The organism is Angelakisella massiliensis, assembly GCF_900104675.1.
Classification (GTDB): domain Bacteria; phylum Bacillota; class Clostridia; order Oscillospirales; family Ruminococcaceae; genus Angelakisella; species Angelakisella massiliensis.
On the sequence record NZ_LT629945.1, the window covers coordinates 1,237,822 to 1,256,551 of the forward strand.

Annotated in this window: 22 protein-coding genes and 1 tRNA gene; 15 read left to right on the forward strand and 8 right to left on the reverse strand. The window is 54.1% G+C overall.

The window, feature by feature from the left end:
• Positions 1 to 257 precede the first annotated feature (257 nt).
• From BQ5383_RS11245 to BQ5383_RS11255, 3 genes are read left to right on the forward strand one after another with little or no spacing between them, the layout of a single operon-like run.
• Positions 258 to 581, forward strand: coding sequence for an STAS domain-containing protein (locus tag BQ5383_RS11245; protein ID WP_071432030.1), 324 nt, complete (start codon positions 258 to 260; stop codon positions 579 to 581).
• Positions 578 to 1,015 (forward strand): anti-sigma F factor, encoded by a 438-nt coding sequence (gene spoIIAB, locus BQ5383_RS11250; protein ID WP_071432031.1) that lies wholly within the window; start codon positions 578 to 580, stop codon positions 1,013 to 1,015. The genes BQ5383_RS11245 and spoIIAB overlap by 4 nt, the downstream gene beginning before the upstream one ends.
• Positions 1,016 to 1,043: 28 nt before the next feature.
• On the forward strand, positions 1,044 to 1,718 hold the full coding sequence (locus BQ5383_RS11255; protein ID WP_207646811.1) for a sigma-70 family RNA polymerase sigma factor: 675 nt from the start codon (positions 1,044 to 1,046) through the stop codon (positions 1,716 to 1,718).
• Positions 1,719 to 1,863: 145 nt separating this feature from the next.
• Here BQ5383_RS11255 and BQ5383_RS11260 read toward each other — a convergent pair whose 3' ends face one another.
• Genes BQ5383_RS11260 through BQ5383_RS11270 form a run of 3 tightly spaced genes read right to left on the reverse strand, consistent with a single transcriptional unit; the run spans position 1,864 to position 3,641 of the window.
• Positions 1,864 to 2,574, reverse strand: a complete 711-nt coding sequence (locus BQ5383_RS11260) for a hypothetical protein (protein WP_071432033.1) — start codon at positions 2,572 to 2,574, stop codon at positions 1,864 to 1,866.
• Positions 2,571 to 3,299, reverse strand: a complete 729-nt coding sequence (locus BQ5383_RS11265; RefSeq protein ID WP_071432035.1) for a permease prefix domain 1-containing protein — start codon at positions 3,297 to 3,299, stop codon at positions 2,571 to 2,573. Before BQ5383_RS11265 ends, BQ5383_RS11260 begins: the two co-directional genes overlap by 4 nt.
• Before the next feature lie 12 nt (positions 3,300 to 3,311).
• Positions 3,312 to 3,641 carry a PadR family transcriptional regulator gene (locus BQ5383_RS11270; protein ID WP_071432037.1) on the reverse strand — a complete coding sequence of 110 codons (330 nt, stop codon included), beginning with the start codon at positions 3,639 to 3,641 and terminating at the stop codon, positions 3,312 to 3,314.
• A gap of 160 nt (positions 3,642 to 3,801) precedes the next feature.
• On the opposite strand from BQ5383_RS11270, the gene BQ5383_RS20770 reads away from it, so the two are divergent.
• The 4 genes from BQ5383_RS20770 to BQ5383_RS11295 all read left to right on the forward strand — a co-directional run bounded on the left by BQ5383_RS20770 (position 3,802) and on the right by BQ5383_RS11295 (position 6,037).
• The gene (locus tag BQ5383_RS20770; RefSeq protein WP_139193409.1) at positions 3,802 to 4,362 is read left to right on the forward strand and encodes a zinc ribbon domain-containing protein; all 561 of its coding nucleotides are present in this window, start codon (positions 3,802 to 3,804) and stop codon (positions 4,360 to 4,362) included.
• Between the two features lie 80 nt (positions 4,363 to 4,442).
• Entirely contained in the window at positions 4,443 to 4,919 is a 477-nt protein-coding gene (locus BQ5383_RS11285; RefSeq protein ID WP_071432043.1) for a hypothetical protein, read from the forward strand.
• Between the two features lie 420 nt (positions 4,920 to 5,339).
• The gene (locus BQ5383_RS21135) at positions 5,340 to 5,501 is read left to right on the forward strand and encodes a hypothetical protein (protein ID WP_172724621.1); all 162 of its coding nucleotides are present in this window, start codon (positions 5,340 to 5,342) and stop codon (positions 5,499 to 5,501) included.
• Between the two features lie 281 nt (positions 5,502 to 5,782).
• Positions 5,783 to 6,037, forward strand: a complete 255-nt coding sequence (locus tag BQ5383_RS11295; protein WP_071432047.1) for a DUF6514 family protein — start codon at positions 5,783 to 5,785, stop codon at positions 6,035 to 6,037.
• Between the two features lie 148 nt (positions 6,038 to 6,185).
• On the opposite strand, the gene BQ5383_RS11300 is transcribed toward BQ5383_RS11295, so the two are convergent.
• From BQ5383_RS11300 to BQ5383_RS11310, 3 genes are all read right to left on the reverse strand, one after another.
• Entirely contained in the window at positions 6,186 to 6,938 is a 753-nt protein-coding gene (locus BQ5383_RS11300) for a YebC/PmpR family DNA-binding transcriptional regulator (RefSeq protein ID WP_071432049.1), read from the reverse strand.
• Between the two features lie 168 nt (positions 6,939 to 7,106).
• Positions 7,107 to 8,060 (reverse strand): 2-hydroxyacid dehydrogenase, encoded by a 954-nt coding sequence (locus tag BQ5383_RS11305; RefSeq protein WP_071432051.1) that lies wholly within the window; start codon positions 8,058 to 8,060, stop codon positions 7,107 to 7,109.
• Between the two features lie 139 nt (positions 8,061 to 8,199).
• The gene (locus tag BQ5383_RS11310; protein ID WP_071432053.1) at positions 8,200 to 8,907 is read right to left on the reverse strand and encodes a winged helix-turn-helix domain-containing protein; all 708 of its coding nucleotides are present in this window, start codon (positions 8,905 to 8,907) and stop codon (positions 8,200 to 8,202) included.
• A 518-nt stretch (positions 8,908 to 9,425) separates the two neighbouring features.
• On the opposite strand from BQ5383_RS11310, the gene BQ5383_RS11315 reads away from it, so the two are divergent.
• The 4 genes from BQ5383_RS11315 to BQ5383_RS11330 all read left to right on the forward strand — a co-directional run bounded on the left by BQ5383_RS11315 (position 9,426) and on the right by BQ5383_RS11330 (position 14,948).
• Positions 9,426 to 10,628, forward strand: a complete 1,203-nt coding sequence (locus BQ5383_RS11315) for a DUF3798 domain-containing protein (RefSeq protein WP_071432056.1) — start codon at positions 9,426 to 9,428, stop codon at positions 10,626 to 10,628.
• 97 nt (positions 10,629 to 10,725) lie between these two features.
• Positions 10,726 to 12,375, forward strand: a complete 1,650-nt coding sequence (locus BQ5383_RS11320; protein WP_235821972.1) for a sugar ABC transporter ATP-binding protein — start codon at positions 10,726 to 10,728, stop codon at positions 12,373 to 12,375.
• Positions 12,365 to 13,453, forward strand: coding sequence for an ABC transporter permease subunit (locus BQ5383_RS11325; protein ID WP_235821973.1), 1,089 nt, complete (start codon positions 12,365 to 12,367; stop codon positions 13,451 to 13,453). Before BQ5383_RS11320 ends, BQ5383_RS11325 begins: the two co-directional genes overlap by 11 nt.
• Positions 13,446 to 14,948 carry an ABC transporter permease subunit gene (locus BQ5383_RS11330; RefSeq protein WP_071432060.1) on the forward strand — a complete coding sequence of 501 codons (1,503 nt, stop codon included), beginning with the start codon at positions 13,446 to 13,448 and terminating at the stop codon, positions 14,946 to 14,948. Before BQ5383_RS11325 ends, BQ5383_RS11330 begins: the two co-directional genes overlap by 8 nt.
• Positions 14,949 to 15,163: 215 nt before the next feature.
• On the opposite strand, the gene BQ5383_RS11335 is transcribed toward BQ5383_RS11330, so the two are convergent.
• Positions 15,164 to 15,415 (reverse strand): kinase to dihydroxyacetone kinase, encoded by a 252-nt coding sequence (locus BQ5383_RS11335; RefSeq protein WP_071432063.1) that lies wholly within the window; start codon positions 15,413 to 15,415, stop codon positions 15,164 to 15,166.
• Between the two features lie 264 nt (positions 15,416 to 15,679).
• Between BQ5383_RS11335 and BQ5383_RS11340 the strand changes: the two genes are divergently transcribed.
• The 4 genes from BQ5383_RS11340 to BQ5383_RS11355 all read left to right on the forward strand — a co-directional run bounded on the left by BQ5383_RS11340 (position 15,680) and on the right by BQ5383_RS11355 (position 17,967).
• A tRNA-Ala gene (locus BQ5383_RS11340) sits at positions 15,680 to 15,755 on the forward strand.
• 340 nt (positions 15,756 to 16,095) lie between these two features.
• Complete coding sequence (locus BQ5383_RS11345) at positions 16,096 to 16,770, forward strand: hypothetical protein (RefSeq protein WP_071432065.1); 675 nt, start codon at positions 16,096 to 16,098, stop codon at positions 16,768 to 16,770.
• Between the two features lie 76 nt (positions 16,771 to 16,846).
• Positions 16,847 to 17,290 carry a hypothetical protein gene (locus BQ5383_RS11350; RefSeq protein WP_071432067.1) on the forward strand — a complete coding sequence of 148 codons (444 nt, stop codon included), beginning with the start codon at positions 16,847 to 16,849 and terminating at the stop codon, positions 17,288 to 17,290.
• Positions 17,287 to 17,967 carry a hypothetical protein gene (locus tag BQ5383_RS11355; RefSeq protein ID WP_071432069.1) on the forward strand — a complete coding sequence of 227 codons (681 nt, stop codon included), beginning with the start codon at positions 17,287 to 17,289 and terminating at the stop codon, positions 17,965 to 17,967. The genes BQ5383_RS11350 and BQ5383_RS11355 overlap by 4 nt, the downstream gene beginning before the upstream one ends.
• Here the strand turns inward: BQ5383_RS11355 and BQ5383_RS11360 are convergent.
• A complete protein-coding gene (locus tag BQ5383_RS11360) occupies positions 17,882 to 18,727 on the reverse strand; it encodes an ABC transporter transmembrane domain-containing protein (RefSeq protein ID WP_235821974.1) in 846 nt (281 codons plus the stop codon). The two genes, BQ5383_RS11355 and BQ5383_RS11360, sit on opposite strands and share 86 nt — an antisense overlap.
• Positions 18,728 to 18,730 lie beyond the last annotated feature (3 nt).

Genomic DNA, 18,730 nt, shown 5'->3' on the forward strand with positions numbered 1-18,730 from the left:
TTTTTTGCATCTGGCGAAAGCCATGAGCGTGGCAGAATGATGCGAATTCAGGACCAATGACAGCTTGGCGAAGCGGGTGAAAATAACTTTCTGTGGAAGAGGGATCCTTTTAATAAAGGACGCGCGTTTTTAGATATTTCCCTTCCCCCTTGCTTCGACCAATTTTTCGCCGGTCCTCCGTTATCCTTGAAAAAGGGACGGAGGACCGGCTTTTTTTGCGGAATCGGAGCTCCGCTCAAAGAAAGGACGACGAAACGATGGCAGTCAAAATCACAGTGGAGGAAGAACAGATGACCGCGCGCCTTGCCGGTGAGATCGATCATCACGCGGCCCAGCAGCTGCGGGAGGAGATCGACAGCCGGGCGCAGCAGTGCAGGCCGCAGCGGCTGGTATTGGATTTTGCCCGGGTGGAGTTTATGGATTCCTCCGGTATTGGTCTGGTACTGGGGCGCTACCGGTTGATGGAGGAGCTGGGGGGACAGCTGATCGTCACGGGACTTCCCCGGCACCTGAGAAAAGTGATGCGTGTGGCGGGCATTGAAAGCCTGCCGATTCAGCTTCGGGGAGGTGAGGACGAATGAAGGCGCTCAACAGTGTAAAGGCGGTATTTCCAAGCCGTTCGGTCAATGAAGGCTTTGCCCGATCAGTGGTAGCGGCGTTTGCCTCCACCGTGGACCCTACAGTGGACGAGCTGTGTGATATTCGTATGGCGGTGTCCGAGGCGGTGACCAACGCCATTGTCCATGGCTATCGGGATACATTGGGAATGGTGTACATAACCGTTTCGCTGTATCCAGGAGGGCTTTTGAGGATCAAGGTACAGGACAAGGGGTGCGGCATACCGGATGTTCAAAAGGCCATGGAACCGCTGTATACCACCTGCCAGACTGGAGAACGGGCGGGCCTGGGCTTTGCGGTGATGGAGGAAATGATGGACCGGGTACGGGTGAAATCCCAGGTGGGCAAGGGAACCACCGTAACCCTGGATAAGAAACTGACCACCCGGGGCGAGTGAAAAAACAAGGCAGGAAGGGGGAGACAGAATGGCGGCGGAAGCAGCTCCGGTGCTGGAACGTTCAGAGCTGGTGGAACAGAATCTGGGGCTGGTGCACGCCTGCGCCCATCGCTTCAAGGGGCGGGGAATCGAGTATGATGACCTGTTCCAGGCGGGATGTGTGGGACTGGTGAAGGCAATCGATGCCTTTGATTCCGGGCGGGGGGTCATGTTCTCCACCTACGCGGTGCCGGTGATACTGGGAGAGATCCGCCGGCTGTTCCGGGATGGAGGAACGGTCAAGGTCAGCCGCAGCATCAAGGAGCTGGGGATCAAAGCCCTGCGGTGCAGGGAGCGGCTGAGCGGCGCCATGGGGCAGGAGCCCACTGTTTCCCAGGTAGCCGACGCCATGGGCAGGCCGATGGAGGAGGTGGCCCAGGCCATTGCCGCCACCACGCCGCCGGTTTCCCTCACGGAGCAGGAGGATGAAGGGGGAGGACAAATCGATCTGCCCACAGAATCGCCTGAGGAGCGTGTGTCCGACCTGCTCACGTTACAGCAGCTGTTGGAGGAGCTGGAGCAGCGGGATCGGGAGCTGATCCGCCTGCGGTATTTTGGCTCCATGACCCAGAGTGAGACCGCCCGTCGGCTGGGAATGACACAGGTGCAGGTTTCCAGAAGGGAAAAGAAGCTGCTGGAGTATTTCCGGGGCCGGATGCTGTGAAAGGAAAAGACCATGGACCAAGGGCGTTTTTTCTGAAAAGCAGACTGCATTTTTCTCTTGTCATTTTTAAAAGCGAGGTTTTCCAGGCTGAAACCGGTTTGGAAAACCTCGCTTTTTGTGGTGTTTTGATTTTGGGTAAGACTGCCTAATTGTTGAGGATGGAAGTGGAGGTGCTCTCCTGGATTTCAAAGGAAGCGGTGGAATGTTCCTGATAGCGTCCGGGCCAGAGGATGGGATTGCCGGAACCATCTGTGCAGGAGAGAAAGGCTTGGTAGAGAAAATGCTCCTTGCTTTCCAGAGAAATGGAGAAAAGAAAATAGGTATGTCCATCTCCGGCGGTGAACAGGGCGTCCTGCCCCACAGTCTTTTGAATGGTGCCGGCGGGGATCCATTCTTGCCCACCGTCTTCCGATACAAGGGTCAGGGTGCAGGTGAAAGTGGATACATTGGGATCGTCTACCCTGCCGTAGAGATATACCATTTTTCCGCTCCGGTCCGATACCATATGGTAGCCGGGCTGTACCGGCAAACCTTCTTTCACTGCCACAGCGCCCTTCCAAAATCCGGACCATCCCATCAGAGGATGAAAGCGGGAAGCGGTCAGCAGCAGAGCGTCTTCATTGGCCATCAGATAAATTCGGCTGGTGCGCATCCCCACCAAAGTGGGGTCGTAAAAGGACTTCACCACTTCCATGGGGGCGATTCCCGCACACTGGCGCATATATTCCGCTCCCTGTCGGGGCAGCAGGGGATAAATGCCGCAGACACTGAAAAAGAGCATCAGCGACACCAGGGCGCCCAACCATTTTAAGGCGGTCCGGCGGCGGGAGGGAGGAGTTTTTCTTCGCTTTTTCATGACAGCACCTCCCACTTGAGGGGAATTTCCGTGGACAGTTCCATGCCGTACCAGGATAGTTCCAGGGTAGCCGACGGGATATCCGGTTCCACCTGGATCACATTGGTCCAATAGGCGGCGCCCCCGCTGCTGCTTCCGCCGCCACCTCCGCTCCGTCCATTGACGGTAATGGATTGCCGGAGGTTATCCGGTGCGGGTCCCAGGGGGTTTTTGTTATACACACAGGAGGAAACACAGATGTAAGCGCCGTTTTCATCCTTTCCCAAACCGATGCGGTAGATGGATATCATATACTCTCCTCCATCCAGCAGGATGGGCTCCCACTCCTGCCAGACTGCGTTTTGGGTGCTGCCCAATTGGTAATCGCCACCCTTGAGAGGGAAGAAGCGGGCAGTAAGGTTATCCACCAGAATGCTGCCGGAAAGCAGAAGAGGCATGATCAGCGTCAGCACCGTCAGCAGCAAAAGTCCCTGGCAAATCCTTTTCAGCCACAGCCAGAAGCGGGAAAGCTGTGCGTTCCAGTCACGGCCGATGGCTGCCGGGTCTCCCATGGCTTCCACCGCCCGGTTTCGGGCCTCCTCCACAGGCCAGCCGCTTTCAGTGAGGGCCTCAGTATGGTCCTCCAGATGGGCGGCCAGTTCCTCCAAAAAAGAAGCTGCCTCTTTTTCCGTCGCACGGTTCAGCTGATGCTTAACAGCGTCCAGAAAGGCTGCGAAATCTTCCATAAAAGCCGCCTCCTAGTCCAATACCGCCAGCTTTACCACGCTGCTGACCCCCTGCTGATAAGCTTCCCACTGCCGTGCTTCCTGCCGCAGCAGCAGCTTTCCGGAAGCGGTGAGGTGATAATACTTTCGGATCCGCCCGGAAGGAGCCTGCTGCTCATAGGAGCGGACAGCGCCCTGGTTTTCCAGCTTCCGCAGAACCGGATAAAGGGTGCCCTCCTGCATGGAAAAGGTGCTGTCAAACTTTTGCTCCAGTCTGGAAATCATTTGATAACCGTACATATCCTCCGTTGACAGCAGCGACAACACCAACAAAGCGGTATGCTCCACAGCCTTTTTGCCCATAAAGATCCTCCCTTCAGATATACCTGGAAATTCTATGCTTCTGCCATTAGTATACCTGGAATATCAAGGTATGTCAAGACAGGAAAATCATTGCATTTCAGCTGTGAGCGCCATATAATAAAAGTGGAAGAAGAGATAAACCGTCAAAGGAGGGAAAAGGATGCGCTGTCAACGCTGTGGTCATCAGGTACAGGAAGGAAATTTTTGTCCTGTCTGCGGGGCTCCCCTCAGAGAAGCTCCCTTTGGGCCAGGTGGAAGTTTTTATCAGCATGTGCAGCGGCCGGATTTGGGAAGCAGATTTTCTCCGCCGCCGCCTCCGCCGTCAAACAGCTGGTGGAGGAGAGACAACCAGAAAAAGAGACTGCCGGTTGCGGTAGTGATTTTGGCTGCGGCAGCAATCATTTTGATGGTGCTTGTGGGATGGGCTGTCAGTTTCCGCACCGCATGGGAAGCTTTTGAGTATGAAATGGGCGGAGGCTACAGTGACGAATATGATGGGGATCTGTTCCGCTACTATTATGATTACGGCTATGGCTTTGACGACGGTGATGATTACGGTTACGGCTTTAATTACGGCTATGGCTTTGATGACGGTGACGATTACCGTTATGAAGATGATGATGGCTATGGTTGGGGAGAAGATTCGCACCAAATGTGTTCTTTTCGGGGAAATTCAGGCGTTATTTACAATATAGCCCTTGATTTTGAAGATGCTTTTTGATATGTTTAAAAGCGATGACAGAATAATCCCTTGATGTCTGCGAAAGGCGGCGTAGGGGCGAGAGAAAGAGGTGACGTCGGTTGAGATTTTGTCATAAAGTAACGGCGGGGATACTGCTTTCGGTGCTCTTTGCCACCAATGCCTGGGCAGTGGAACCCAGGACGCCATCTCCGGCGCAGACGGAAGTGGAGCCGGAGGCCATCACTGCAACCTGGTCCGGACGGGAAAAGGATGAGGTCTGGAATACGACTTTTCACCGCATTCAGGCGGCGGACAGCAGTTTGATCATTGATGTCAACGCTTCCGGCTGTTCGGGATTGCCCTGGAGCGTGATGGAGGCGATCCGTCTTAAAGGGGTAGGCTTGGACATTACATGGAGCGGTGGAACCATTATTATACCTCCCGGTTCTGCCAGGGCGCCTGAAACAGGGCGGATCTATTGGCCTTTTGAACTGTTGGGGAGTATGTACCGCAATACCAGTACAACGGTTTATGCTCAGGTGCGCAATCCGGAAACCGGGGGACCTGGTCCGGAGGCTTGGATGGAGAACCTTTGAACAGCAGAATTTAAAAAGACACCTGAAGAACAAATACAAAAGAGGGATGACACGGTTTGCCAGTGTCATTCCTCTTTTTATATGTGGAAGGATATGGTAAAAACGGCGTAAGCTGCTCCAGACAAAAGGAATGATCTGAACGATTTAACGGCATTTTTGAATACAAAAGTCCTTGTATGATGGATATTACGCTCAAAAACACTGCACAATAGGGGCTCCTTTTTCGGAAAAAACGGAGAAAAATCCTTGTAGATTGGCTTTTTAAGCGGATTTGTGCTATAATAAACAATAACAGAAGAAATATCGCGGCATTTGGTGAAGCAGCTCCGCAAGGGAGAGGCGGAAATTTTTGTCGCTGTATTTTTCTGGGATCAAGTGTGGCAACGGTTCAAGCAAAGAAGAAAAAAGGAGGGCTTTCCAATGGACAGTACGATGGAGCTTGTTCGGATGAAGAGCAAACTGGCAGTGTATCGAAATGGCCTGCACCGTGCAAAGGAAAAAGGTGACATGGACGCGGCGAGAGACTGGCTCAATAATATGGTCGAGCTGAAAAAAGAGATCGCCCGCCTTTCCTCCCAGTAACGATTGACAGAGTGTGGGCACAATATCAAAATCCAGGTTTGCAGCCTGGATTTTTTCTTTTGCAGTCAAGTCAAAAGAGAACGGCCGCCCTTTTGTCAAAGAGTTGAAAAGGACCTTTCATCACAGCTGCCTGGGGAAATATGAGCGGAGGATCCCGGCGAAAAGGATATTGGGAAAGGGTGGCTGCGTTCTTCCCATTACTTCCCGGTGGCGGGAGCGCGTCCTGTGCGGTATACTGAAAACAGCCCCTGTTGGGCAGAAACAAAAAGGAGGGAATGTATATGGAGCGCAGCTCATTTTACAGTGAGATAGAGATGGATGGACAGCTGATCCGATGCAGCTACCGGGTGATTGAGGAAAGAAAGGGTACATATGGTTTGCTTTGCAGCCAGGAAGGTATGGAAAAGGGAGAACTATGCCGCTTGCGCAGTGTCTTCCGGAATGAGGAAACAGCAGAGGCTATGGCGGAATTTTTGGCTCAAAAACAGGTGATGCCGGTACATATACGGGATGTGCTCCAGGATCTGCTGCCCTGAAGACTTTGACATACTGTGATTCCAGCCTTTGGCAGGGCGGGAGAATATGATTTTCATAAAGCATACAAGAAAAAGCCCCCGACAGGCCGGCAGTATAACCGGTCTATCGGGGGCTTTGCAGTGACGGAAAGGGAGCTTCAGGAGAAACTTAGTCCTCCTCTTCCTCCTCAGGAGGATTGCCCCAGTTGTTCCAGACGTTCTGAACATCGTCGTTGTCGTCCAGCAGGTCCAGCAGCTTGCTCATCTTTTCCCGCAGCTCAGGATCGTCGATATTGGTGGTGGTAACAGGCAGATACTCCACCTCGCCGGAAGAGAGTGTGTAACCTTTGGCTTCCAGACCTTCCCGGACGGCGCGGACGTCGTTGACGCCTGTGAGGACCTGAACGGAACCATCAGCAAAATCCACATCCTCGGCGCCTACATCGAAGCAGTCCTCCAGTACCTTTTCCTCATCCAGTTCACCGTCGGGATCGTCGATGACCACAACGCCCCGGGGATTGAACAGGAAGGAAACGCTGCCGGTCTGTCCCAGATTGCCGCCGCATTTGTCGAAGTAATGACGCAGATCACCGGCGGTACGGTTGCGGTTGTCGGTGAGGGTCTCCACGATCAGGGCTACGCCGGAAGGTCCGTAACCCTCATACATCAGTTCCTCGTAATTGTTCTTGTCATCGCTGCCCGCGGCCTTTTTGATGCAGCGGTCGATGTTATCGTTGGGCATATTGACGCTCTTGGCCTTGGCGATGCAGTCCCGCAGCTTGCCATTGACGGAAGGATCAGGACCGCCCTCCTTTACCGCCACGGAGATCTCACGGGCCACTTTGGTAAAGATTTTGGCGCGCTGGGCGTCGGAAGCGCCCTTTTTCCGCTTAATATTGTTCCATTTGGAATGTCCAGACATAGGTTACGTTCCTTTCTCGTTGGTTTCCGCCCAAACAGCAGGCTTCACAAGGTTTTATTTTAGCACCGTGTCCATAGCCTTGTCAAGGCGGCAAAACGGCTTTCCATGCCGCCGCAGAGCAAGTACAGGGAGGAAAAAGCCCCCCTCGCCTTTGCCGGAATGGAAGGGTCAGCCCATGATGTTTCTGGGATGCCCCTCCATCCACAGCCGGACATTTTCAAAGACCATCTCGCCACGGATTTCCATGCTCTCCGCGGTGGCGAAAGCCACGTGAGGGGTTAGAATGGTGTTGGGCGCGCCGGTGAGAGGATGATCGGCAGGAATGGGAGGCTCCATCTCAAAGACGTCGATACCGGCCCCCGCCAGTTTTCCTGCCTTCAGCGCATCCGCCAAAGCGGCGTTATCCACCACCACGCCCCGGGCGGTGTTGATCAGCAGGGCGGTGGGCTTCATCAGCGCCAGCTTTTCTTTGTCAATAAGACCTTTGGTCTCTGCGGTGGCGGGAACGTGGAGGCTGACGATATCGCTCTGGGTCAGCAGCTGTTCCAATGTCAGGTATTCCACGCCATCCACTGTTGTACCGGCAGCCACAGAACGGCGGTTGGCCACCACACGGCAGCCGAAAGCTTTGGCCAGCTGGGCCACCCGGCCACCGATGGCGCCGGCGCCTACCACGCCGAAGGTCTTTCCCTTCAGTTCAAACCCTACCAGACCAGCCTTGGTACCGCAGCTGCGGGCCGCGGTATCGCAGGCAGAGATACGGCGCAGCAGGCCGAAAACCAATCCGAATACCAGCTCTGCCACCGAATCGGTGGAGTATCCGGCACAGTTGCATACCAGGATACCTTTTTCCTTGCACAGCTCCATGGGCACATGATCCACGCCGGTAAATGCCACCGAGATCAGCCGCAGTCTGGGACAGGCATCCACCACCTGGGGCGGCAGGGGAGAATTGGCGATCATCAGCACATCGGCGTCCTTGGCCCGGCGGATCAGCTCATCGGTATCCCGACAGCCGTCGTCATAGGCAGTAAACTGATGGCCCTGAGCCTCAAAGGGAGCGGCCAGCTGAGACAATTTTTCCCGGCTGATGGCCAGGGATTCCAGCAAAACGATATTCATGGCAAAAGACCTCCAGCACCGGTATCCCGGTACATATTTTCAGGCGGCTACCGCCGCAGCAGTTCCAGCATAAGGCTTCCCGCAGGGAAAGTCAAGAAATGTTCCCGATGAAAAAAGTCCTTTTCGCCGGGAGGGAAAATCAGTTGTTTTCTTCAGAAGGAGGCATCCGGTATCCCACCCCGTTTTCTGTGAGGATATAACAGGGCGTACCGGGACAGGCCTCCAGCTTGCGGCGAATATTGGTGACATTCACCCGGAGGATTTTATTGTTTTCATTGTGATAGGGGCCCCAGATCCGCTCCATAATGAGCCTGTGGCTGAGGACCCGGCCGCTGTTGCGGGCCAGAAGCTCCACAATGCGGTATTCAATGGGCGTCAGGCGGACAGACTTGTCCCCCAGCTGAACCAGACGGCGGTGAAAGTCGATCAGTAGATCTTTGTAACGGTAACCGCCGGTGGGATTGTCTGCCTCCATCAATCTGCGGCTGAGACGAATGGCAGCACGGATATAGGCAGGAAATTGGAGAGAATCCCAGGGAGAGGAAAGAATGCTGTCCACGCCAATATCCAGCAGCAGAACGGTTTCTGTTTCCGACAAAGGAGAAGAAAGGATCAGAATGGGACGCAGATACCATTCCCGCAGTTTTTCCACCAGCCATCGGGGATCCATAGAGGTCATCTCCAGGTCCAAAACAATGGCGTCCGGCAGATGGGAAATGGCCAATGTCAGCGTCTCCTGGCCGCTTTTTGCACAGATGGGAAGAAACTTCGCTTCCTCCAAAAGTGCGGAAAGACACTGAAGCTTATGGGGATTTTCAGACGAAAGAAGGATTTTTCCTGTAACCATAGCTGAATTACCTCTCATCGGGCCTGCTTTTGTTTACTTTCGTGGTCGCCTCGGAAAAGGGGAAAAAATAAATCAGCTTCGCTCCATGGGCAGAGAAAAAGGATAACAGAAAGAATGGATCAATAAAGTTGCCGGTTTTTTAATCAAAAGGCTCTGGGCGTCTGTTTTTTTGGTTTGGACATAAGAAATGATTCTTTTTATATTAATATTATATCATCAGAAAAGGTTTGGGGGCAATGTTTTCCTGATGGAAAGGGGAGAATGTCTTCCAATCGGAGAAAAAATAGAGGTTGGAAAACAAAAACTTGCATTTTTAGCAAATTCTTAGCGTTTTAGGGCTGTACGAGGGCAAAGTTTTCCACTATAATTGATATCAAATATTTCTAAATCTTGTTCCAAATATGAAAAAACAATCGTTATTATATGACAAAATCAGATATATTTTGTTTTCACTGTGGCCTACGAGACCGCGATGAAAGAATAAAGAACCCTGAAAGAATTGAAGGAGGAACCTGAGTATGACCAAGAAGCTGATTTGCCTTGCAATGGCTGCCATGATGATTTTCACAGGCTGCCGCGGCGCTGAGGCTCCCGCTGAATCTGCCCCTGCCTCCACCCCTGCTTCCAGCACCGGTGAGGCCCCTGCTGAATCTGCCCCTGCCGCAACCGAGAACTTCAAGATCGGTATCATCACCGGTACCGCTTCCCAGGGTGATGAGGAGATCACCCAGGCCAACAAGATGAAAGAGAAGTATGGCGATATGATCGTTACCGCCACCTATCCGGATAACTTCACCACCGAGACCGAGACGGTTATTTCCAACGCGGTGGCCATGGCTTCCGACCCTGACGTCAAGGCCATTGTCTGGTGTCAGGCTGTTCCCGGTACCGCCGCTGCCATCGATAAGGTGCGGGAGACTCGCCCCGACATGATCTTTATCGCCGGTACCCCTGGTGAGGACCCTGGCGTTATCGATCCCAAAGCGGACATTGTGCTTCAGGTAGATGAGCCCGGCTGCGGCATCACCATTCCTCCCCAGGCCAAGATCCAGGGTGCCAAGACCCTGATCCACTACTCTTTCCCCCGGCACATGAGCTATGCGCTGATCGTTGCCCGCCATGAGAACCTGAAAAAGTACTGCGCTGAAAATGGCATCGAGCTGGTGGACGTCACCGCTCCCGATCCCACCGGTGACAGCGGTGTCCCCGGCGCTCAGCAGTTCATCCTGGAGGACGTTCCGCGCCAGATCGAGAAGTATGGCAAGGACACCGTGTTCTTCACCACTAATTGCAGCATGCAGGAGCCTCTGATCCGCAAGGTCTTTGAGGAAGGCGCCATCTACACCCTCCAGTGCTGCCCCTCTCCCTTCCATGCCTTCCCCGCGGCGCTGAACATTGATATGTCCGGCCACGAAGCGGATGTCAACTACCTGCTGGAGCAGCTGAAGACCAAGGTGGATGAGGCTGGTATGACTGGTCGTGTTTCCACCTGGGGCGTTCCCTGCAATATGCTGTTCATTTCCGCCGGTGTTGAGTATGCAAAGAAGATCCTGGAAGGCCAGACCAACGGCACTCTGGATGACGCGGTCCTCCGCTCCACCATTCAGGAGTGTGCTGAAGAGTTCTATCCCGGCATCCAGATGACTGTGGAGAACTATGAGGAGAACGGAAACTCTGTGGCCAATCACTATCTGGTTATGTCCGACTTCGTTACCTTCTGATCCATTGGCGTATATCCTGAACTCAAAACAGATCTGAACAACAGGACCCGCCAGCTGGCTTTTACAGGCTGGCGGGTCATTTTGTTGGAGGGTCTGCATGAATAACAGAAAAGCAAGTGATAAGGGAGGTATGACATTGGAGCGAAGCTACGTCCTGAAGATGGACAATATCTCCAAGGAATACAGCGGCAACCGGGTGCTCAAGGGGGTCAGCCTCCAGGTGCGGCCCGGTGAGATCCATGCCCTCATGGGAGAAAACGGTGCGGGCAAATCTACGCTGATGAACATTTTGTTCGGCATGCCGGTGATCCATTCCACCGGCGGCTTTGAAGGCACCATTGAGGTGGATGGTCAGCCGGTGAAGATTGATACGCCTGTCAAGGCCATGGAGCTGGGCATTGGCATGGTCCATCAGGAATTTATGCTGATTCCCGGTTTTACCGTCACCGAGAATATCAAAATTGGCCGGGAACTGAGCCATCCCAATCTGGTCAGCAGGCTGGTGGGAAAAAGTATGGAGATCCTGGATCGGGCAGCCATGAAAAAGGATGCTCAGGCGGCGCTGGACACCATTGGCCTCAAGCTTTCCCCCAGTCAGAAGGTGGGAGGGCTGCCGGTAGGCTATATGCAGTTTGTGGAGATCGCCCGTGAAATCGACAAGACCGGTATCAAGCTGCTGGTATTCGACGAGCCGACGGCGGTGCTTACCGAGAGTGAGGCTGCCCGTTTGCTGGAGACGATGAAAGTGATTGCCTCCCGGGGAATCGCCATTATCTTTATCACCCACCGTCTGGATGAGGTGATGGAGGTGGCAGACAGTCTGACGGTATTGCGTGACGGCGAGTTTGTGGCCCGCCGGGAGATCGCCGAGACCAGCGTGGTGGAGATCGCCGAGCTGATGATCGGACGCAAGGTGGAGAAACTGGTGGAGGACCAGGGGGAGGATACCCGTGTCCTTTCTGACGACAACATTGCCGTCAGCCTGCGCAACTATGTGGTACATATGCCCGGCGAGCTGGTCAAGGGCGTTGATCTGGACATCCGCAAAGGGGAGATCTTCGGCATCGGCGGTCTGGCAGGCCAGGGCAAGCTGGGTATTCCCAACGGCATCATGGGATTATATACCGCGTCAGGTGAGGTGCGGGTCAACGGAGAGCTGCTGGATCTGAGCCGTTTGGGTGAAGCGCTCCACCATAAGGTGGCCTTTGTTTCCGAGGACCGCCGGGGCGTGGGCCTGCTGCTGGATGAAAGCATTGAAAAGAATATTGTTTTCTCCGCCATGCAGGTGAACAATGACTTTTTCCACAAGTATGGATGGATTCGCCTCCACAATGGCAGCGCCACCCGGCGTCATGCCGAGGAAATGGTCAAGAAGCTGGATATCCGCTGCACCGGCATCCGTCAAATGGCGGGACGCCTTTCCGGCGGCAATCAGCAGAAAGTATGTCTGGCCCGGGCGCTGACCTTGAATCCCGAAATCCTGTTTGTATCGGAACCTACCCGAGGCATCGATATCGGCGCCAAAAAGCTGGTGCTGGAATATTTGGTGAAGCTCAACCGGGAGCAGGGAATGACCGTTATTGTTGTTTCCTCCGAGCTGGCGGAGCTGCGGTCAGTCTGTGACCGGATCGCCATTGTGTCCGACGGCCGCCTGGCCAGCATCCTGAAGCCCGATGATTCCGACGCCGATTTTGGCCTGGCAATGTCCGGCGGTCTCAAGCAAGGAGGTGGACAGCGTGCGGGATAACGCAAAAGTATTGGTCCGGCAGGTGGGTCTGCCCCGCATTATCATCGCGGGATTCTTCCTGCTGCTGCTGGTGGCGGCAGGAGGCTTCCAGATGGATCTGCTCCAGCTGTGCAGCGACTTCCTCCGCCGCTGGGGTATGTATGGCGTGCTGGTGTTGGCGATGGTGCCGGCTGTTCAGTGCGGCATCGGCCTGAACTTTGGTATCTCCATGGGTATTGTGGGCGGCCTGTTGGGCGGACTGATCGTCGTTGAGTTCCGTCTGGCCAACATTCCCGCCCTGGTGGCGGTCCATCCGCTGCTGGCCCAGTGGGTGGGTATTCTCATCGCCATCCTCATTGGCGTTGTATTGGCTGCCGGAATCGGCTGGCTGTATGCTCTGCTGCTCAACCGGGTCAAGGGGTCTGAAATGACGGTGACCACCTATGTAGGCTTTTCCATCATCGCCTTCATGAATATCCTGTGGACCATCCTTCCCTTCCAGAGTGGTGAGCTGATCTACCCCAACGCCGGTCAGGGACTGCGGAATACCATCTCCCTGGCGGATTCCTATTCCGGTGTTATGAACAACACCTTCGCCATCACAATCGGTTCCCTCACCATTCCAACCGGCTTGCTGCTGTTCTTCTTCCTTATGTGCCTGCTGGTGTGGCTGTTTATGCGCTCCAAAACCGGCGAGGCCATGAGCGCCGCCGGCGCCAACCCCAATTTCGCCCGGGCCAACGGCATCAATGTCAACCGGATGCGGTTGGTAGGCACCATTCTTTCCACCGTTCTGGCGGCTGTGGGCATTCTGGTTTATGCCCAGGGCTTCGGTTTCATGCAGCTGTATAACGGTCCCATGATGATGGGCTTTACCTCTGTGGCAGCGGTCCTCATCGGCGGTGCTTCTCCCCGCAAGGCCCGCATTTCTCATGTGCTCATCGGTACCTTCCTGTTCCAGAGCATCATGGCTCTGGCGCTGCCGGTGGCCAATCAGTTCATCCCCGAGAGCAACCTCTCCGAGGTGATGAGACTGATCATTTCCAACGGCATCATCATCTATGCCCTCACGCAGACAGGAGGTGGCGACCGTGAATAAAAGAAAGATCATGGATCAGCTCTTTGAACAGAAGGTAGTCATTCTGTTTGTGATTTTGTGTGTGCTGACCATCATCGCTTCCAAACAGCCGCTGACCTTTGTGGCAAATGAGCTGTTTACCCGTATCGCCCGAAACTCTTTTTTGGTGCTGGCTCTGATCATCCCGGTGCTGGCCGGTATGGGACTGAACTTCGGCATCGTCATCGGCGCCATGGCGGCGCAGATCGCCGTTTTCCTCACCACCCACTGGGGCTTTGTGGGCATCGGCGGATTTTTGCTCACCGCGCTGCTGGCTACTCCTATGGCGGTATTTTTCGGTTTCCTGGTAGGCAAGCTGTTCAACAAAGCCAAGGGCTCCGAGATGATCTGCGGTCTGGTGCTGGGCTACTTTGCCGACGGTCTGTACCAGCTGCTGTTCCTGTTCATCTTCGGCGGTGTTATTCCCATCAATAACCCCAAGCTGATGATCGCTACCGGTGTGGGCGTCAAGAACACCATCGACCTGAAGGATACCATCAAGTATTCTCTGGACACCGTTCCCATGCTCACCATTGTGGAGATCGGCTTTTACATTGTGGTGGCGGCCATTGTCCTTTCCGCCCTCATCAAGCTGATTCAGAAACAGCCGGTCAACTGGAAAAAATCTTTGATTTCCCTGGTGGTGGCCGGTGCGGTTTATGCCGTTACCTTTATCCCCGCGGTGGAGAGCTTTTTGGCCGCCGACCGTCTGCTGCTTCTGTGGGCGGTGGAACTGTGGATCGCCATTGTGCTGGTTTGGCAGATTGCAAAATTCCTCTGGCTCAAGGTCATCCGCAAGGAAGACGTGAATGTCAAACGGACTTTGGCCATCTGCGTTGCGGCGGTGCTGGTTTATGCCATTACCTACATTCCCGCTGTATATGAGATCCTCATCTATGTGCGGCTGCCTGTGATGACCTACCTGTGCATTGCCGGCCTGTGTCTGTTCAATACCGTTCTGATGCGTACCCGTTTGGGCCAGAATATGCGCACAGTGGGACAGAGCCGCGTGGTGGCAAACGCGGCGGGCATCAATGTGGACCGTACCCGTATCACCGCTATGATCTTTTCCACCGTTCTGGCCAGCTGGGGTCAGCTGATTTTCCTGCAGAACGTGGGTACCTTCTCCACCTATGGCGCGCACACCCAGGTGGGTCAGTTCGCCATTGCCGCGCTGCTGGTGGGCGGTGCTTCAGTCCAGAAGGCCACCAACAAACAGGCGATTCTGGGCGTGGTGCTGTTCCATACCCTGTTTATCGTGGCGCCGCTGGCAGGCAAGGAGCTGTTCGGCAACGCCATGATCGGTGAGTATTTCCGCGTCTTTGTCTCCTATGGCGTTATTGCTCTGGCTCTGGCCATGCACGCCTGGAAGAAGGTGGCCAAAGTGGGACCCTCCACTGAATTTGCCCCCGCTTCTGCCGGTGCTCTGGGTGGCGGATCTTCCGCTTCTGCCGCCTCCGGTGGAACAGCGGGATAAGGTGCTTTTTGGGACCCGTTTTAACACCATATTCCAAAAGTAAAAACCAGCCGCTGCTTTCCAAAAAGGAAACAGCGGCTGGTTTCAGTGTCGGTATGCTTTAGTGAAACAGTACTCCCAGCTTAGCTGGGGGCCCAGACGGGCAAAGACCTTTGTGAAGCAGGCCCGACTTTTCTCCGTCAGCGAAAAAGCCTGACGATTTTTCACAGTGAGCCTCAGCCCTTCAGACCCCGTGCCTGACGGTCCATGTCCTCAATAACGATATCATAGATTTCTCCCAGGGTAGCGCAGTATTCCAACACCTTCCAGGGTTCGTTGGTGTGGTAATGAATCTTGATCAGATCCTCATCACCTACTGCCAGCAGACAATCTCCCGCAAAATTTTCTGTAAAGTAGTCGTTGATCGCGTCCTCATCAAGATTTTCGCCCTCAATGAGCAGCTGAGTATCATATTTATATTGGAGCATACTGTTTTCCCCTTTCCATGATTTTTTCTTTATCTTACAACATCGTATGGTACTTTTCAAGATGAATCCTGCCGGAGAGGCAGTCTGGGAGCAAGAGAAAAGAGAATATGAGGCGGACAGCAGCAGACCCCGGACTAAAGTGCAAAAAGGGCAGTGATGAATCCCATGGAAAAAAGCCTGAAGCAAAAGGGAAAAGGCTTGACAATAAAAGTTTGCAATGATACAATATACAAGCACGTTATGAGACGTGTTCCAATAAAATGTGGGCCCGTAGCTTAGCTGGGAAAGCGCTGCGTTCGCATCGCAGAGACCGAGGGTTCGAATCCCTTCGGGTCCACCATAAAATCAAAACGGTATAGATGCCACTGGCGAAAAGCCAGTGGCATCAACCGTTTCCGGGCTTTTTCAGCTCAAAAATTCACGGATGATTCCATAGATGCCAACCGCTGTTTCCCCCTAACTGGTGGGATTCGAACCCCCTCTTCTCGGAGGTTGGCAAAACCAGAAACCATGTAGCGCCCTTTTTGAAGCATCAATTTTCAAAAAGGGCGCTATTTTTCTATCAATAGAATACACAAAATTTGAGGCGTCAATTTGTTGGTCACGACGGGCCATCAGATTGGCGCCCTTTTTGCTTTCAGACAAATTCAAAAAGGGCACTAAATATCAGGAGGTAGTAAATGAACCGAGAACAGTTTTTTCAGGAGCTTCGCACCGCTCTCCACCGTGAGGGATTCACTCCGCAGCCGGAACAGGATGAATTGCTTCCTGTGGAGTGGGATGGTCTCCCCCTCTGCCGGATCACAGCGGACGGAGGCGTTCGCTACTGGCAGGAGGATGTAGCGACGCCGGAACGGGAACGAGCCTGTGAGCGAGCCACCGATCTGGCCTGCACCGTGCGGGAGTACATGACGCTGCTGGAACAGGCTCCGCCCCTGCAAGCCCAGAGCCTGACCGGTGACTACCGCCTGCTGGCTGACTTCAACGGAGCCGTGCTGGCTGCCCATCCCACCCGGCTTGGCGTCCAATTCGTCACATGGGACTGGAGCTTCGACCGCACAGGTCTCAACCAGGGCAATTACTTTCAGGAAAACTATGCAGGTGCCAAGCAGGACTTCGCCATCCGCGCCGGCCTCATTTCCAAACAGCAAATCTTCAATCAGGAGCAGCTTATCGAAATCTACCGGTGCTGCTCTGACACCTTAGACGCTGGTTATGACTTGACTGCCGAGCAGGAAAAGTGCATACGGGGCGTTCAGGAGCAGATTGCCATTGCAGCTCCCGATGCTCTGGAGCGCATAAGAGAGCAGGAGCAACACCCCATGGAACCCTACAACCAGGAACCGATCATGTAATATTCAGGCGCCGGAGTTTTAGAAATAAGACTCCGGCGCTTTTTTATTGCCTCAAACCAGACAGGAGGATTGAAGATTGGATCAAAAGAACGAACAAAAAGCGCCGCTGCGCATCAAAAACCTGGCTGAGTTGAAACGCTGTATCCGCCCCGGGACAGAGTTGGTGGCAACCAGCCATAGCAAGCACCCTACCCTGGTCGGGCTTGTACGGGTGGTGACTGAGGTTCAGACCAACGCTTACTATTCCGTGGTCAAGGATCAGCCGACTCATCAGTATTCGACCTGTAATTACGGGAAGGGATTCCGCTCTGATTTCGAAAAGGCATCCAACTATTTATTTGAGGGCACGACCATCAAGGTTCTTGACCGTAGAAGCGGTGATAACAGCGTGCTGTACGAAATGGAGCTTTATCCGGGCGAATGCCTTATGCCCGGCCAGAAAAGCGATACGGAGGAGAATGAGGGAATCAGGGAAGACGATTGCGAAATCAAGCAGAAAGGGATGGGCATGACCTTATGACACGCTACTTCATGCGGGATACACCGCTGTGCCAGATGGAACAGCAGATGATGACCCCGCCCTATTTCAAGCCCAGAGGCCATGGCCGATACTATCCCGGTTTTCAATATAGCAGAGATGACATGGAGTGCCCATACTGCATGAACTTCAGACGCAATCATCCCTGCCCTTTGGAGCAGTGCGTCTGTCTGGATGAACGGATCGTGGCTGGTGCGATTGACCTCAACGAGTTTGTCAGGGATTGCTTCTTCCCTGAAGCTGGAGCGCAGCTTCAGGCCCGGTTAGAGAGGAGTTTCAATGGCTGCTCCATTGAATTTTTCCTGAGCGATAGTCATCGTGAGCGCTGGCAGCACTGGCGTGAGCGCTGTTTTCGAATGCCGAACCGTAACCTGGCCGCACTGTTTCTTCTCACGGCGTATGGGGACATCTGGCGCAGGATGATCTGGAAGTTTGATGCCAGTGGGTTTGACTTCCAATCTGTCCAGCTCGCCGGCATCCAACCGGAGCTGTACAGTGTTTATCAGGCGGCCAAAGCCATCTCCACCGGCAGCCGCAATATCACTCTTGCCGATCTCGCATCCCCCGAATTGGTCACAGATGAGGCGTTCCACCTGATTGTCTGCGCTCTGCTTCTGGCCAAGTACGGAGATGCGATTTTGAATTTTGAAGGAAAGTAACTATGTGATGCATCAGTCCTTCAGCATAGTGTTCTGCCTTGGCGCTGTAGTCCTCGATGGCCTGCTGAAAGGCCTTGAAGGAGTACACGGTCTGCTGAAAGATCTTGACCACCGGAATGCCGCGCACATACTCCGTGCCGGATTTGGTCATGCGGTCCTGAGCCGCCTGGTATTCTGCCATCAGTGCGGCATTCTTGCCGCCCATCATGCTGCACATGGCGAGTATGGAAATCACCGCCGCCAGCAGGCAGGCCGCGCCCATGCGCCAGTCAAACACGAACATCAGCACCAGCATGGCGAGAAACAATGTAATCGTGCCTACAATGTCCGCCAGATTGTGGGCCAGCAGCGTTTCCGTGTCGGCGGCCGCCGCATCCAGTTTGCTACGAATCAGACCGGAGGCATTGGCGTCAAAATAACCCAACGGTGCCTGCATCACATGGGCCATGCCCTGCTTGCGGATGTTGGCTGCCGTGCGGAACGCAGCCAAGTGGGTACACATCAGGCCAAGGAAGTAGATGAGGATACCGCCTACCGCAAAAGCGAAGGCGATCCAACCGTAGTCCGTCACACTCCGGGCCTGAGTCCAGTCCGGCGCCACAGCGATCAGATCTCGTGCCGCCAGCCAAATGCAGAGGTACGGGATCATGCTGCACACCATGGACACCGCCGACAGTCCCAGCCCCAGAAGGGTAAGCCGCCGATGGCTGCCTGCGTATTCCAGCAGGACAGACAGCGCGTTTTGCTTCTTTTGCTTCACAAA